Genomic DNA, 15,998 nt, shown 5'->3' on the forward strand with positions numbered 1-15,998 from the left:
AATAGTTTAAATTGTAAAAATATCTTGGAATTTTTTTCTTGCTATGGTAAACTTTTTATAACTATATTGCCGTGTTTTCCGGAGAAAACGGGAGTTGGTTAAAAAATAACAGGAGGAGAAAGCGTATGAAGAATTTCAGCTACAGAAGGATGTTAGCACTCTGCCTGAGTGCGGCTATGGTTGCAGGAAGCTGTCCGGTTTCCGCAGTGATGGCTGAAGAATTCACAGAGGAAGCCTTTACGGATGAGGCTTTTTCAGATGACGATTTTGGAACAGGGGGGGGGTACTGAGCTAATCCAGCCGGAAGACGCTTTTGTATCTGACTTTGCTTCCGAAATGGAAGAGGAAACAGAGGAATTTGCAGACCAGGAGGAGACAGAGGAAACAGTTTCTGTGCCTTATGAGGCAGAGGAGGGTACCCAGGACGGCACCAGTTTTGAAACGGCATTTGATTTGGGCGATGCAGATGAAGTAACAAAAACATTTACTTTGCAGCCAAGTGAAACAGTTTATTTTAAGAATACCTTAGCGGCAAAAGCAAAATATGATTTCACTGTAACCGGGGGAAGTGCGTATCTGAGTCGTTACAGCAGCGCTAATGAAAATGACGGTACTGCCTGGAATGGTCAGAATGGAAATACGCGCACAGCGGTGGAAAAGTATGGGAGAACATGGTACTATAGCATGATGAGTGAAGAAACAGCAGAGACTGAGCTAACACTGGTTATAAAACGCCGTAGCCTGTATGTGGATTCCACCATGTATTCTACCAGTATGGCATCAGGTATTTTGGGAAACGCTGTCAGTATGACAACAGAAGCAACCAGTACGCTGGGAGCTGATAAGCTTCAGTACCAGTGGCAGAGTTCAGCGGATGGTGATGAGTGGCAGGATATTGCAGGAGCTGTCAATGCGACTTACACGATTGAAACTGTGACGGATGATTCCGCAGGATGCTACCGGTGTGTAGTAACGGACGGACAGTATACGGATACCAAATCATTTGAACTTTCGGTAAGTGCTGGTCTGACTGTTTTGTGGCCTGGCAAAAAGGATGTATGGGTAGGAGATACGGTGACACTTGATCCGAGTGCATCCAGTGCAAGTGAAATGACATATACGTGGTATAAGGCAGAAACAGAAGGGGATTGGCAGGTGATTCCGGATGCTACAGAAAGTACTTATACCTTTACCATGAATGAGGACTCTGTTCTTTATTACAGATGTGCGGTAGAGGACAAATATGATAGAACAGGAGTTACTTTTTACCTGGAGCTGCATGATGCCAGCGAAATGAAGGCGGTAGAGCTGGAGCTTCCTCCTGATTTGAAAGAGTGGTACATCTATGAGCACACCGGAAATTCTACGGAGTACCTGGGTTATAACAAAAAGTTTAAGGTTACCTATAGCGACGGTACAGAAGAATATATCACATACTGTCCTGAAACCTCGATTGTTACAGAAGATGAAAACGGCGACTGGAAGGAAGGCTGGCATAAGACCGTTTTTTCCTATATGGGTTCGGTTGCGGAATTCCCGTTTTATGTGGCACGTGTGGGAAGTAAAGTGAGTACACTTACCCTGGGCACTGCAAAAACAGGGCAGAGTGCGGAAAATATAGCATCCGGTTACGGATATTATAACTTTACACCGGAGAAGAGCGGTATGTACGAACTATCGCTGACAGGTATAAACGGCTCTGCCACCGTAGAGATTTATGAGGAAGATAGCTGGGATCCGCTGAAGAACCAAACCGTTTCCAGCGACGGAAAGTTAAACTGCTCTCTGGAAGCTGGTGTAAATTATTTCGCAGTGGTAAAAAGCAGCAGCGACACATCATTTACTTACAGCATTACCTTTGACGAGCTGCATAATGATATGGTATTAGGTCAGGAATATGCGTTGGTGAAAGGAGAAGAAACCACATTTACCTTCATCCCTTCCGTTGACGGTTTCTACCATATGGATGAGAACATGGGTTGCATCGCAGAAATTTACGATGAAGATATGAATCTGATCGATCAGTTTGATACTGTGAATGATAATGACAGTTCTTATCTGCGGGCAGGAAAGAAATATTTCTTTATAATAGAAGCGCATTTTGACGGAAGTAAATGTAGCCTGAGTTTGACAGAGCAGGCATCCTTTGGAGAAGATATTGTGTTAGCCAACAAGGATGACAAAATCTCCTTTACGCTGGATCAGAACGGAATTCTGACCTATTCAGGCACTGGCGGTTTATATGACAACTATGAATATCACATTATAGATAAAAAAGTCATTAAGAAAATTGTGATCGGCGAGGGAATCACCAATGTTGGTTCTACTTACAGTTACAAATTTGCAAACTGTACTGGTCTGACAGAAGTAACGATTCCTTCTACCGTTACAACCATACCGCCCCGAGCATTTGCAGACTGTGTAAACCTTGTAACCGTAAATCTTCCGGAAGACAACAGCCTGGAAGAAATTGGAGCGAATGCTTTCTATAATACGGCATTCTATTCCAACCAGAGCGGTGATTTTATCATGATCGGAAACATTGTACTGGACTATGTGGGAACCGATGAGGCAGTCGTGATCCCGGAAAAGGCAAAGCTTCTTGCATCCGGTGCAATGCAGGATAAGGATACACTGAAACAGGTTAAGATCCTTCAGAATCTGAAAAAAATTGATGAATTCGGAATGGCAGAATGCGACAACCTTCCGGAAATAAATGTTCCGGGTAATGTTACGGATATTGAATACTGTGCATTTTATTCTGACACAGCGCTGGAAAATGCAGTGTTAAATGAGGGTGTGAAATCCATAGGCCAGGAGGCATTCTTTGCCTGCGGAAATCTGAAGACCATTACCATTCCAAAGAGTGTGACCTATATCGGTCAGCATGCCATTGGCTATAGTCATGCGGTAATTGATTATGATAATGACAGCGTTACGTTTAACAAGAATGAAGAAGGTCCTGTTATTAAATGCTACTTTAATACAAGCGGCTATTGGTACGCAAAGAACGGGGAATTCTCCTATGAACTGCTGGATGAGAAGGACTTAAGCAACACGGAGATTACGGGAGTTCATACGAGCAGTTCAGGAACAACATCACGTCCGAGTGTGACAGTAATTTTTGCGGACAAGACCCTTGTTCAGGATACGGACTACACGGTAAGCTATGCGGAGAATGGAGATAAGATAAGCATTACGATCAGTGGAAAGGGTGAGTATTTCGGAAGCCGGACATTGGAAGTACCGAAAGCGTCAACACCAGCAACTCCAACACCGGCGCCTTCAAATCCCGGAACCACGAATCCTGGAACCGTAACCCCAACTCCGGTTCCGGCAACGCCGACTCCAGCGCCTGTTGTGGTGAAAAAGGGAACCAAGTTTACATCCGGCAATTACAAATATCAGGTAACCGGAACTAATACAGTTGCGTTTGTAGGATTGAAAAAGGCAAAGACCTCAAAAGTATCAATCGGATCCACTGTGAAGTATCAGGGTATCACCTTTAATATCACTTCCGTAGGAAAGAAAGCGCTTTATAAAAACGCTTATGTAACGCAGATCACAGTAGGAAATAAGGTGACATCAATAGGCGATTATGCTTTTGCAAGTTGTAAGAAGCTGAAAAAGGTGACGCTGGGAACTGCAGTAAAAACTATCGGCAAATACGCTATGAAGAGCAGCACCAAGCTTTCCTCTGTTACCATTAAGTCAACCAAGCTGAAAACAGTAAAATCAGGCGCTTTCAAGAGCATTTACTCCAAAGCTACCATAAAAGTTCCGTCCAAGAAGCTTTCCGCATACAAGAAGCTTCTGAAAAACAAAGGACTGAGCTCAAAAGCAAAGATCAAAAAATAAACTATGAGGGATACTGGCTGGTACGGTAATTTGCCGTGCCAGCCATATCCATTCAGGAACAGAGGAGATAAACCTATGCGTTTGCAAAAAGACACACCGCTTAAAGTGCTTTTTTTCAGCAGCTTTTTCTTCTTCGGTTTGTTTAAAGAATACGCAGCGTGTCTGTACACAGGACTTTGGGGGCTGTACTTGTTCGTATTTACAGGAAAGAAAAAAGAATGGAAATTTTACCTGAATCAGGAAAGCCTGTCCGTTCTTATCATTACAGCTTTTTATTTCTTAAGCTGCCTCTACGGAATAGACAAAGGCATGAGCCTGATCGGGGCAATGCGGATGCTGGGAGTGGCTTTTTTCATGGTGCTTGCCATGCAGCTTTCAGAGGAAGGGCGAAACAGATTACTTACGCTGGTTCCGTGGATCGGAGTCTGCATGACGATCATTGGAATCCTGTCAAAGCCTTTTGCACCGATCAGGGATTTTTTCTATGTGGCAGACAGATTGGGCGGCTTTTTTCAGTACCCTAATGTATATGCGCTTTTTTGCCTGACCGGGATTCTGATCGTGGCGAAAGAGAGAGAAGAAAAGCATGTGCCAAAGACGTGGCTCACCATTTTCCAAGTGATCGTTCTCATGAGCGGAATTATGCTTTCCGGAAGCAGGACAGTTTTTTTCCTGGTGGTTGGGGCTGCGGTCGTTGCCGCAGTGCGGCGCAAAGAGATGCGTATCCCCGTGTTGATCGGGCTTGCGGCGGTTCTGGTGCTTTCGCTGGCTTATGTGGCTGTGTCCGGCAATTACCAGAATGTGGGGCGTTTTCTGACAGCGTCTTTTTCCTCCAGTACCCTGATCGGACGTATTATTTATGCCAGGGATGGTCTGAGTCTGCTGCTTTCGCACCCGTTTGGATTGGGATATCTGGGATATTATTATCTGGAACCGGAAATCCAGACAGCTTTTTACAGCGTGCGTTTTATCCACAATGACTTTTTACAGCTTGCTCTGGATGTGGGCGTGCTTCCATGTATCCTTTTTGCGGTGATGTATCTGAAAAACATTTTTTCGAAAAGGCATTCTTTTTGGGAACGGCTGATATTGGGCGTGATAGGACTTCATTTCCTGGTGGATTTTGACCTGGAATTTATATCCGTCTGGTATCTTCTCATCATTCTTTTGCAAGTGGATCACGGAAAAGAAGTACAGATTAGTGCGGAAAAGCAGAGGGCTGCGGGTTTTGCGGCAGTCCGTATCTGTGCTGCGGTACTGGCGTTAGCAGCGCTGTACTTCGGCTGTGCCATGATCCCAAGATATGTGGGAAATCCGGGATTAAGCTCAAGGCTTTTGCCGCTGTACACGGAAAGTAATGTAGAAACCCTTGTGCGGGAGGATGACGCAGACACAGCAGAGACTCTGGCAAAAAAGATACAAAAGCAGAACAGATATATTGCTGAAGTATATGATGTTTTGTCAGTGACAGCGTATCAGAGAGGGGATTATGAAGAAATGATCTCCGATAAAAAGAAGTCCCTGAGTCTGCAAAAATATAACATGGAAGCTTACGAACGGTATGTACGGCGTCTCGCCCAGGCTATCGAAGTGGAAAGCCAGGCGAACCGCGCCGATACCACAGTATACCTGCTGGAAGCTGTGGCAGAGGTGCCTGTAATTCTGGAAAATGTGGAAAAAGGCACGGATGAACTGGCTTACCGGACAAGGGATATTCCGGATTTTACCCTGGATGAGGATATCCAGGAGTATATCGAAAGCGTCCGCCAGCTTCTGGGGTCATAAGCACTAAGTCTCAGGAAACAGTTCCCTGAGCTTCAGCAAAGCATTTTTTTCAATTCGTGAGACGTAGGAGCGGCTGATATGGAGACGTTTGGCTATTTCCTTCTGAGTCTGCTCCTCCTCACCGAAAAGGCCGAAACGGCAGGCAATTACCTGGTATTCCTTGGGAGTGAGAACGGCTTCCATGGAATTCAAAAGGTAACGGACATCCTCCCTGGTGGAATAATCTTCCACGATGTCTACGGGAGGACTCTCAATCACATCAAGAAGACTGATCTCATTCCCCTCTTTATCCGTTCCAATATGCTCATACAGTGAGACTTCTTTGGAGTATTTTTTCTTTGAGCGGAGCATCATCAGCAGTTCGTTATCAATGCACCGGGCCGCGTAGGTGGACAGGCGGACGGATTTACAGGAGTCAAAGGTGGAAATGGCTTTGATAAGCCCAATGGTGCCTATGGAAATCAAATCGTCAAGATCAACCTCCGCCCCCTGGTACTTTTTTACTACATGGGCCACAAGGCGCAGATTGCGCTCAATGAGAATATTCTTTGCTTCCAGATCGCCCCTCTGGTATTGCTGAAGATAGAATTTCTCCTCGGCCAGCGTCAAAGGTTTTAAAAAGGTTTTCAAATCTTCACCTCAAAGGGGATTTCTATATAGTTTATGAAAAGAAGCGGACTTTCGTGCTTTTCCAACAAAAGAATGTTTTTCGGATATAGCTCGACGAAATCAGAATCACCCAGATACGGGACAACGTAGGCATCTCCGAATACTGGATCGTTGAAAATAATAGAAAACCATATTATTTCATAGTTGTGCTTACAGTAAGTTATGATAGAGTGAAGGGGAAAGCGATTACAGTAAGGATGCGGGATCCGCCCTACGTTCCGGCGAAAAATCCATGCGGTGCACATTTGCCATCATTGAGGAAAAGACCCGTGGGATTTATGCTTTACAGCAAGCTGGGGCGGTATTAACTTTTATGAAAATGCACGGAAGGGTGCTTATGCAGGTTTGACAGAGCTTTTGCCGGAGCTGGCTCCGGAGACCTCCTCCTTATCTACCAGCAGCATCTTTGCCAACCAGCCGCTGTACTGGGATATGGAAGAAAAGACGGAGCAACTGTAAAGGATCCTTCAAATGACAGAAAAGCTGGTAAGTTTGTTGCTGAAATGTGTAATGGATGGCCGGATTCTGTTGATTTCCCGGACAACTACGATGTTTCCAAAATGAGTATGTGTACAGAGGACATTGCACCCGCTGTTGCTGTATCCAATACAAGAACAGTCATCAAAAACGGCGCTGGTCCAAACGCTGCAGTGGCTGTGAATTCCCAGTCTGAAAATATCGAAAAAGCAGTGGAGTTGATCGAGCTTTTGAATACGGATGACGAACTGTATATGCTGATCACCCAGGGCGAAGAAGGGGTAGACTATGTTTACGACGAAGACGGCAACTACTCTCTGGTTGACGGAAAATACAATTTTAACTACAACGAATGGCAGATCGGACAGTCCTATAGCCCGGACTTTACAAGAGCGCTGTATGCTCAGAACGAATCCGGTGAAAATCAGAAGAAGGCACAGTCTATGGTATTCGAGGCTGATAAGACAGCAGACGTATCTCCTCTGACTGGCTTCGTATTCGATTCCTCAGCCGTAAAGACTCAGATCGCAAACTGCTCTTCTGTTATCACAGAAATGGTACCTGCACTGAGCAATGGCGATCTTGATCCGGAAAAAGCAGTTCCTCAGTTCCTTGAAAGACTGGAAACCGCAGGTGTAAATGACATTATCGCTGAAAAGCAGGCTCAGTTAGATGCCTGGCTGGCAGCAAAATAATAAGCAAGTTTTGACAAGCAGGGTGCCGCATGTGCGGCGCCCTTTTGGGCGTTATGGGATTTTAGGTAATGATTGTTGGAAATCAGAGCAATGACAGGATTTTAAAGTTGAAAAGATGTGCTGATGAAAGACGAAATAAATTCCGAAAGGAGATTGAAATACGGGACAAAAATTATTATAATGGACTAAACTGAGATACACCACAGACTCTGTTTGTGGTGTATCGTACTTATATGATAAAATAGGATGGTCATAAAAACTAAGGACATAAGGTGAAACGCATTGAAAAAAAAGATTGAACAGCTTTTAAATGGAAAGTTTGAATACGAACAGCCGCAGCTTATCTTTTCCCAGGAAAAGATTTCCGTGACATTAAAGGCAGGGGAGAGCAGAAGGTGTGATGTTTATATCGGGACAGAGGATAACCGGAAGATCCGGGGCTATGTTACCTCATCCAGCAGGCGCGTCGTCCCTGGTGTTGATAAGTTTTCCGGCACCACAGTGGGGATCCCATACGGGGTGGATGCAGCAGGGCTGAATCCGGGCGACAGCCTGAAGGGATGGCTTTGCTTTACCACCAACATCGGTGAGTATCGGCTTTCTTTTGAAATACAGATTGAAAGGGAAGAGGTCTTAAGCACCGCAGGCATTGTAGAGAGCGTGGAAGCCTTTACACAGATTGCGAAACGTGACTTCCGGGAAGCCTTCCGTATTTTTACGGACAAAGGATTCCCCATGATCCTGAAGGATGAGAGTAAAAAGATCAGGGCGCTTTACGGGGGATTATCCCAGCAGCCGGTGACTTACCAGCACCTGGAGGAATTCCTCATCGCAGCGGAGCAGAAGGAGAGAGTGACCATTTCCCTGAATGATGAGGGAAATCAGTTTTATAAAGTGACCGATTCCACCCAGGAATCCTTTTATATTCAGAAAAGCGGATGGGGACATCTGCGTCTGGACATTGAGACAAGGGGCGCTTTCCTGGAAGTGACAAAAAAAGTGGTGACGGATGACGATTTCATCGGCAGCCACTATGAGGTAGAATATCTTATTCACCGGGAAAAGCTGGGAGAAGGCAATCAGTTTGGACAGATCGTGGTGAAAAGCCCGTATCAGGAGCTGTTTTACCAGATCCTTGCCACAACAAGCCCCAAGGTTGAGGTGAATGTAAATGTAGTTGAAAAACAGCACCGCCTGTCCCTGCTGAAGGATTCTCTGGATTATCTGTGCAGCCTTGCCGCGGCAGATGCGGGAAAAGAGGAAAAAGACAGGCCGGATGTGTATATGGATTTCGGGACCTGGGCGGCAAGCAGTCATTATGTCCTGAATCAGCTCCATGAGGCAGGCTGTACTTATCCGGAATACCAGATGTACGAGGCAATGCTTTGTCATCTGGAAAAAAACGATGAGCAGGCCGCAGAGATACTGGAGCGCTATCAGGATAAAGCCTTTACAAAGGACGACCTGGAGTTTGCGGGGGTCTATCTGTACCTGTGTACCCTCACCGGAATTTACCGGGATAAGGCCAATGCTCTTTCCAGGATCCAGAATTTTTATATGCAAAAGGGAGACAGCTTTCTGCTGCTGTGGATCCTTCTGAAGATGGATCCGTCCTATACGGCGTCTCCGTCCAAAGCGCTTTTTGCAATGGAAGAGCAGTTTGAGCGCGGATGTAAAAGTCCTTTCCTTTATCTGGAAGCATGGAAAAGGGTATGCAAAGATATGTCGCTGCTTCACCGCCTGAACAGCTTTTGGGGCCAGGTGTTCCTTTTTGCCTCCAGGAAAAAACTGCTGACAGAGGAGCTGACCATGCGTCTGGCTTATCTGTCAGGCTATGAGAAAAACTATAATGAGAGCATCTACCGTGCCATGGCGATGGGGTACGAGGAGTTTCCTTCGGATGACACGCTGGAAGCGATTTGCAAATATATTATGAAGGGAAATCCCAGGAAACCGGAATATTTCCGCTGGTTTTCCATGGCAGTGGAGCATGGACTGCGGCTGACAAGACTTTATGAGTATTATGTGGAGACTATGGACACATCTTCTGTAAAGGAGCTTCCCAAGGCGCTTCTCATGTATTTCTCTTATAACAACGATACCATCGGGGATGCCAAGAAAGCCTATATGTATGCCTGTGTGATCGCCAATAAGGAAACGGATCCGGTATCCTATGAGCGGTACATGCAGGGAATGTCAGATTTTGCCAGGAAAAAGCTTGCAGAAGGCAAGATGAATGAGAATTATGCGGCTATTTACCAGGAATTTCTCATGAATCCCAGGAAAAAAGCAGACGGCGATGCCATTTCCAAAAAGTTTTTTACGTACAGACTTTTCTTTGACGATAAAAAAGTTCGTTACGTCAGTGTGCGGCACAGCCAGCTAAAGCAGGAGGAGGTCTATTCCTGCGTGCAGGGAGTGGCATATCCGAAGATCTATACGGATGACGCGGTGATCCTCTTTCAGGATGAAAAGCAGAGACGGTACTCTGCGACGGTGGATTACAGCCTGAAAAAGATGTTTGATGACAAGGACCAGGTGGAGCAGGTGCTGCGCCTTGGGGTGACGGAGCCGGGAGTTTTGCTTCATTATTGCGAGTCTGTGCCTCTTTGCCGGGAGAATCTTGATATTTTCCAGAAGCTTGTGGAATCCGAAGCTTTTGCAGATGATTATAAGCGGGCTGTGCGCCGGAAGATGCTGGATTATTATGCTGGTCATATTCATGGGGAGGATCTGGACGACTATCTGAAAAAGATGGATTACCGGGAATACGCCCTTGTGGATAAGGAAACACTTTTGTCAGTGCTGATCTCCAGAGGACTGTTTACCCAGGCGATCGGAGTTGTGGAGGAGTTTGGCTTTGAGGGGCTGGATATGAGGAGCCTTCTGAAGCTTACCAGCCGAATGATCGTGCGTTGCGATATGGCAGAGGATGAGGAGCTTCTTGCGTTGGCAAGCGATGTGTACAGAAGCGGATTTTATGACGAGGTGATCCTGAAATATCTGATGCTTTACCGGTTCGGTCCGCTGGATGAGATTTTCTCCATTTGGAAAAGCGCTGTGGGCTTTGAGATGGATACTTATGAGCTGGAAGAGAAGCTCCTGCAGCTTTTGATCTTTACATCGGATTACAGAAAAGAAGGGGAGGCAGTTCTGGAGGACTATATCAGGCAGTCGGGCCGGGAATGGCTTGTGAGCGCTTATCTGACCCAGGTTTCCTATGGCATTTTCGTGAAGGAATATGCCATGAGCAGCTTTATAAAGAATTGTCTGGTGAACGCCTACATGCAGAAATGGTCTGTGAACCAGGTGTGCCACCTGGCGCTCTTCAAGGCGCTTTCCAGAGAAAAGGGCAGAAAAGAGTCTCTTCTGAACATGGAAAAGGAGCTTTTGAAAGAATGTGTGGAGGGCGGAATGGAATTTGCCTTTTTCCGAAAGCTTTCCCCGCAGCTTTTAAGCCCTTACCAATTGGACGATAAGACCTGCGTGGAGTACCATGCAGGCCCGAAGGCAAAGGTGACCATCGTTTATGCTCTTGATACAGGGCTTGGTATGGAGCTGGAATATAAAAGTGAGCCGCTGCGCAATGTATACGAAGGGATTTTTACGAAAACCTTTACTCTTTTCTACGGGGAGACGCTGCATTATTATTTCCGGATAGAGCAGGGCGGCAAGGTGAAAAACACCTCTGAGCGTGCGCTGACCATGAATAAGATCGAGGGCACGCCCTTCAGCAAGTATCAGTTGATCAACCAGATCCTTTCTGCCAGAAGGCTGGACAAGGAAGGAGAGGTGCTTACAAAGATGAAGCAGTATCTCCGCCAGGAGCAGTACGTAAAGGATATGTTTGCCATCGAGAAAGAGGATTAAAATATGAATGAAATTCGTGACTTGATTGTTGGAATAGACTTTGGAAAGGAATACTCCCAGATCTGCTATTATGACCGAAAAGGGGAGGAACCTCATTCAATTTCCATGAAGGTGGGAACAAACGAACTGGAAGCGCCTACCTGTATCTGCCGGAGAGCGGAGCACGGCGATTACTGCGTTGGACTGGAAGCCGTGTATTTTGCCAGGGAAAAGGGCGGCGTGCTGGTGGATAACCTCTATGAGATCTGCGGGAAGGAAGACGCTGTGCAGGTTGCGGGGGAGAGCAAAAAGCCGTGGGAGCTTCTGGCTGTTTTTCTGAAGGGAATGCTGAAATTCCTTGGTGTGATGGAGGTGGTAAAAAACACCAAATGCCTTGTGATCACCACACCATCCCTTTCGGAGATACAGGTGTATAACTTGGAAAAGGCGTGCGAGCTTCTGGGATTTCCAAGGGGAAAATATATGCTGCTGGATTACGGTGAGAGTTTCTATTACTATGCTTTGACACAGAAGCGGGAAACCTGGAACAGAAGCGTGGGTTGGTATGCGTTTCACCAGGACAAAGTGACATTCCGGCGTCTTGTGATGAATGGCGGGTCGCGGCCTATACTTGTGCGTCTGGAGGGACCGCAGGAAACGGAGCTGACTCCGTCGGGAGGACAGGGCACGGAAGGGGATGACGGAAAAAGAGACGGGGATTTCTATGCCTTTGTCCAGAAGACCCTGGGAACGGAGCTGTATTCCAGCATCCAGATCACCGGACCCGGTTTTGAACAGCGATGGGCAAAAAAATCCATCGGTCTTCTCTGCCAGCAGAGGCGGAAGGTCTTTTACGGAAATAACCTGTTTGCAAAGGGAGCCTGCGCAGCGGGAAAAGAAAAGCTGGAGGACAAGAATCTGAAGGGCTACCGTTATATGAGTCCTGCGCTGGTACTCTGTGATGTGGGGATGGATATGCGTGTGATGGGCTCCCCGACCTATTATCCGCTCATTGAGGCAGGAAAGAACTGGTATGAGTGTAAGGCTTCCTGTGAACTGATCCTGGATGATACCCAGGAGCTGGTGTTTGCGGTGAACCGGTTTGGAGAGTCTGAGAAGAAGCGCGTTGTGATGCCGCTGCCCGGTCTGCCCAAAAGACCCAATAAGACCACCAGGCTTTTGCTGGAGCTGGCTTACGTTTCGCCAAAGGAGTGCAGGATCCGGGTGGAAGACCTGGGCTTTGGAGATATGTTCCCGTCCAGCGGGAAGGTGTGGAAGGAAGCTGTGGAGTGGTAAAGGAGGCGAAGTGAATGAGCGGATATATTTTGTGTCAGACGAAAAAAGCGAAAAACCCGTATTTTATTGAGAACATCAGCACCAATATCTATTCTCTGGAGGAGCTTTGCTATTACCTGTACCATAATCTCTATCTGGTGGACAGGTCTATTATAAATGAAGGGCTTTGCACTTGGATTTCGGAGGAGCTTGAGCTGCCCAGGCTGGCTGCAAAGATCAAGCCTCATCTTGGTAAGTTTGCCAGCATGGAGGATGTGATGTATCCGATATTTAAGGAGATCAATTATCTCAGCTATGAGGAGCTTAAGGTGCTGAACGGAAAGCTTGCAAGGCTGGATGTGGAGTCCCCTCTTCTGCGAGAGAAGCGGAAGGGCGATGCCCTGGTGGAAAACAGTATGTACGTGAATGCGATCCATGTTTACCAGAACCTTCTGAAAAAAGAAGGGCTGGAGGCTGCAAAGGAAGGCCTGACGGAAAGCATTTACCATAACCTGGGCTGTGCCTACAGCTATCTCTTCCAGATGGAAAAGGCTGTGGAGTGCTTTGAAAAAGCATATGAGCTGGGAAAAACAGAGGAAGCGCTGAAGTGCTTTTTGCTGGCGTACCGCAGCGTCAAGACCCCTATTGAGTATGAGAGCAAGCTGACAGAGCTCGCCGTATCGGATGAGCAGAAGGCGGAGATTTCGAACATCCTGGAGAAATTCGCCAAAAAGCCTGAGATTCCCGTATACTCCCAGCACGTGGACGAAATGCTGGAGCAGTTTACCAGGGATTATCATAGAAGTACCGGGTCGTGAACGCCAGGATACCCATATCTGGTTTCGCGGATGTGCCAGCTTGTGGATGAAAAATTATCGGGAACAAGAAGGGAATGTTACTGTGGCAATTGCCAACCGGATTTTTGAGACAAAAATGTATGATTGGTTTCTGGCAGACATGGCGATAGACAGTGATATGTATCGCGCTGCATCCATGGACAAGAACCAGTTTATCGTTTCGGAAATGCTGCAGATGAATCGGGTTATGGAGAAATTCCCCTTTTTCTCTTGACATCAAGAAATCCTTATGCTACTATATGCACATACTTTTGCGTGGTAGAGTGGCTACGTGATAAATAAGGAAAATTGGAAAGAGGAGAATATATGATGAAGAAAAAGACTTTAGCCGTTGTTCTGGCAGCAGCAATGACAGTGGGAATGGTTTCTGGCGTGACCGTTTATGCAGATGCGGACAGCAAGACTCTGGTTGTTGGCTTTGACGCAGAGTATCCGCCGTTTGGCTACATGGATGATAATGGTGAGTACGTAGGCTTTGACCTTGACCTGGCACAGAAGGTTTGTGACAATCTGGGCTGGGAGCTGGTAAAGACCCCGATCAACTGGGATTCCAAGGATATGGAGCTGAACGCAGGAAATATCGATTGTATCTGGAACGGCTTTACCATCAACGGACGTGAGGACGATTACACCTGGTCTGACGCTTATCTGAATAACGAGCAGGTTATGGTGGTAGCAGCAGATTCCGGCATTGAGACTCTTGCTGATCTGGCAGGAAAGGATGTTATAGTTCAGGCTGCATCCGCGGCACTGGATGCTCTGAACAGCGATGATAATAAGGAGCTGACAGAAAGCTTTGGCTCTCTTACAGAAAATCCGGATTACAATACTGCTTTCATGAACATTGATTCCGGCGCAGCAGACGCAGTTGCAGTAGATATCGGTGTTGCAAAATATCAGCTTTCCCAGAGAGAAGAAGGCAAATACGTAATCCTTGAGGAGCCGATCCAGAGCGAGCAGTACGGCATCGGATTCAAGAAAGGCAACGAAGAACTGAAAGACACCGTATGGGCAGAGGTTATGAAGCTGTACGAGGCTGGTGAGGTTGACAAGCTGGCTGAGCAGTACGAAGTAGCAGATATGCTTTGCCTGGGTGATGAGGCTGAGGACACAGCAGCAGAAGAGGAAGCAGCAGAATAATTTGAGACAAAATAATTTAAGAGAAGAGGGTACAGTTTGCACCCTCTTCTCTTTGTTCCGCAGGAGCAATCTCATTTGAATGTAAAAGGAGAAATAACATGAGTCTAAGCGTAATGTTACAACAGCTTGCCAGCGGCATGATCATCACAGTGGAAATTTTCTTTGTGACGCTGATCTGCTCCCTTCCCTTGGGTCTGCTTGTCTGTTTTGGGAGGATGTCAAAGAATCCGGTTATCCGTGCCGTTGTATCGGCGTACATATCCATCATGCGCGGCACGCCGCTGATGCTTCAGTTGATGGTCGTATATTTCGGACCATATTTTATTTTCGGGATCAGGATTTCCAGAGGGTACAGCCTGATCGCCGTATTCATTGCCTTTACCATCAATTATGCAGCCTATTTTGCAGAAATCTACAGAGGCGGCATCGAATCCATGTCTGTGGGGCAGTATGAGGCGGCAAAAATCCTGGGCTACAGCAAAGCGCAGACATTCTTCCGTATTATTCTGCCGCAGGTCATTAAGAGGATCCTACCGTCTGTTACGAATGAGGTCATCACCCTGGTAAAAGATACCTCCCTGGCATTTGTGGTAGCCGTGGCGGAAATGTTCACCATAGCAAAGCAGATCGCCAGCTCCCAGACAACTATGATGCCATTTGTGATCGCCGCAGTTTTCTACTATATCTTTAACCTGATCGTAGCGATCGTGATGGAAAAGGTGGAGAAAAAACTGGATTACTATCGTTAAGATCGTTTATTATAGAGAGGATTTTCTTTATGAAATTATTTGAGATGAAACACATCAAAAAAAGCTTCGGCGCGCTGGACGTGCTGCATGACATTTCTCTGGAGGTGGATCAGGGAGAGGTCTTAAGCATTATTGGTCCCTCCGGTTCGGGAAAGTCCACCCTACTGCGCTGTGCCACAGGACTGGAAACCGCAGATTCCGGAGAGATCATCAAGCACGGAGAAGTAGGGCTGGTATTTCAGAACTTCAACCTGTTTCCGCACTTTTCCGTCATGAAAAATATTACGGATGCGCCCATTAAAGTGCAGAAACGAAATAAAGACGAGGTGTTTTCCCAGGCAAGAGAACTGCTGAAAAAAATGGGGCTTTCTGACAAGGAGAATGCGTATCCCTATCAGCTTTCCGGCGGGCAGCAGCAGAGGGTTTCCATAGCCAGGGCACTTTGCATGAACCCGGAGATCCTGTTTTTTGACGAGCCTACTTCCGCTCTGGATCCGGAGCTGACAGGAGAAATCCTGAAGGTTATCCGGGATTTGGCTGCAGAACATATCACCATGGTGATCGTAACACATGAGATGAGCTTTGCAAGAGATATCTCCGACAGGATCATTTTTATGGACGACGGTTATATTGCGATCGAAGGC

12 protein-coding genes are annotated in these 15,998 nt (G+C 46.6%); 11 read left to right on the forward strand and 1 reads right to left on the reverse strand.

What is annotated here, in order from left to right:
* The first annotated feature begins 125 nt into the window (after positions 1 to 125).
* The 3 genes from ACESZH_RS14935 to ACESZH_RS14945 all read left to right on the forward strand — a co-directional run bounded on the left by ACESZH_RS14935 (position 126) and on the right by ACESZH_RS14945 (position 5,643).
* Positions 126 to 290, forward strand: a complete 165-nt coding sequence (locus tag ACESZH_RS14935) for a hypothetical protein (RefSeq protein WP_373219924.1) — start codon at positions 126 to 128, stop codon at positions 288 to 290.
* Positions 259 to 3,858, forward strand: a complete 3,600-nt coding sequence (locus tag ACESZH_RS14940) for a leucine-rich repeat protein (RefSeq protein WP_373219925.1) — start codon at positions 259 to 261, stop codon at positions 3,856 to 3,858. The genes ACESZH_RS14935 and ACESZH_RS14940 overlap by 32 nt, the downstream gene beginning before the upstream one ends.
* A gap of 75 nt (positions 3,859 to 3,933) precedes the next feature.
* Positions 3,934 to 5,643 (forward strand): O-antigen ligase family protein, encoded by a 1,710-nt coding sequence (locus ACESZH_RS14945; RefSeq protein WP_373217356.1) that lies wholly within the window; start codon positions 3,934 to 3,936, stop codon positions 5,641 to 5,643.
* A gap of 3 nt (positions 5,644 to 5,646) precedes the next feature.
* Here the strand turns inward: ACESZH_RS14945 and sigK are convergent, their stop codons facing one another.
* Positions 5,647 to 6,273 carry an RNA polymerase sporulation sigma factor SigK gene (gene sigK / locus ACESZH_RS14950; protein ID WP_373217355.1) on the reverse strand — a complete coding sequence of 209 codons (627 nt, stop codon included), beginning with the start codon at positions 6,271 to 6,273 and terminating at the stop codon, positions 5,647 to 5,649.
* Between the two features lie 599 nt (positions 6,274 to 6,872).
* Between sigK and ACESZH_RS14955 the strand changes: the two genes are divergently transcribed.
* From ACESZH_RS14955 to ACESZH_RS14990, 8 genes are all read left to right on the forward strand, one after another.
* The gene (locus ACESZH_RS14955) at positions 6,873 to 7,484 is read left to right on the forward strand and encodes a DUF3502 domain-containing protein (RefSeq protein ID WP_373217354.1); all 612 of its coding nucleotides are present in this window, start codon (positions 6,873 to 6,875) and stop codon (positions 7,482 to 7,484) included.
* 282 nt (positions 7,485 to 7,766) lie between these two features.
* Complete coding sequence (locus ACESZH_RS14960; RefSeq protein ID WP_373217352.1) at positions 7,767 to 11,354, forward strand: DUF5717 family protein; 3,588 nt, start codon at positions 7,767 to 7,769, stop codon at positions 11,352 to 11,354.
* 3 nt (positions 11,355 to 11,357) lie between these two features.
* Positions 11,358 to 12,629, forward strand: coding sequence for a DUF5716 family protein (locus ACESZH_RS14965; protein ID WP_373217350.1), 1,272 nt, complete (start codon positions 11,358 to 11,360; stop codon positions 12,627 to 12,629).
* Between the two features lie 14 nt (positions 12,630 to 12,643).
* Positions 12,644 to 13,426: a tetratricopeptide repeat protein gene (locus ACESZH_RS14970; protein ID WP_373217349.1), complete on the forward strand. Its 783-nt coding sequence runs from the start codon at positions 12,644 to 12,646 to the stop codon at positions 13,424 to 13,426.
* 46 nt (positions 13,427 to 13,472) lie between these two features.
* Entirely contained in the window at positions 13,473 to 13,679 is a 207-nt protein-coding gene (locus ACESZH_RS14975) for a hypothetical protein (RefSeq protein WP_373217347.1), read from the forward strand.
* A gap of 92 nt (positions 13,680 to 13,771) precedes the next feature.
* Positions 13,772 to 14,605 (forward strand): transporter substrate-binding domain-containing protein, encoded by an 834-nt coding sequence (locus ACESZH_RS14980; protein WP_373217345.1) that lies wholly within the window; start codon positions 13,772 to 13,774, stop codon positions 14,603 to 14,605.
* 98 nt (positions 14,606 to 14,703) lie between these two features.
* Positions 14,704 to 15,354, forward strand: coding sequence for an amino acid ABC transporter permease (locus tag ACESZH_RS14985; RefSeq protein ID WP_373217343.1), 651 nt, complete (start codon positions 14,704 to 14,706; stop codon positions 15,352 to 15,354).
* Positions 15,355 to 15,383: 29 nt separating this feature from the next.
* Positions 15,384 to 15,998 (forward strand): amino acid ABC transporter ATP-binding protein (locus tag ACESZH_RS14990; RefSeq protein WP_373217342.1); only part of this gene is annotated, 615 nt, incomplete at its 3' end.

It is taken from the genome of Ruminococcus sp. 5_1_39BFAA (assembly GCF_964240875.1).
Taxonomy (GTDB): Bacteria; Bacillota; Clostridia; order Lachnospirales; family Lachnospiraceae; genus Blautia_A.

Coding starts and splice junctions, on each gene's coding strand:
- ACESZH_RS14935 (WP_373219924.1), top strand. CDS start 126: ATGAAGAATTTCAGCTACAGAAGGATGTTAGCACTCTGCCTGAGTGCG.
- ACESZH_RS14965 (WP_373217350.1), top strand. CDS start 11,358: ATGAATGAAATTCGTGACTTGATTGTTGGAATAGACTTTGGAAAGGAA.
- ACESZH_RS14970 (WP_373217349.1), top strand. CDS start 12,644: ATGAGCGGATATATTTTGTGTCAGACGAAAAAAGCGAAAAACCCGTAT.
- ACESZH_RS14955 (WP_373217354.1), top strand. CDS start 6,873: ATGAGTATGTGTACAGAGGACATTGCACCCGCTGTTGCTGTATCCAAT.
- ACESZH_RS14985 (WP_373217343.1), top strand. CDS start 14,704: ATGAGTCTAAGCGTAATGTTACAACAGCTTGCCAGCGGCATGATCATC.
- ACESZH_RS14945 (WP_373217356.1), top strand. CDS start 3,934: ATGCGTTTGCAAAAAGACACACCGCTTAAAGTGCTTTTTTTCAGCAGC.
- ACESZH_RS14975 (WP_373217347.1), top strand. CDS start 13,473: ATGAAAAATTATCGGGAACAAGAAGGGAATGTTACTGTGGCAATTGCC.
- ACESZH_RS14980 (WP_373217345.1), top strand. CDS start 13,772: ATGATGAAGAAAAAGACTTTAGCCGTTGTTCTGGCAGCAGCAATGACA.
- ACESZH_RS14940 (WP_373219925.1), top strand. CDS start 259: ATGACGATTTTGGAACAGGGGGGGGGTACTGAGCTAATCCAGCCGGAA.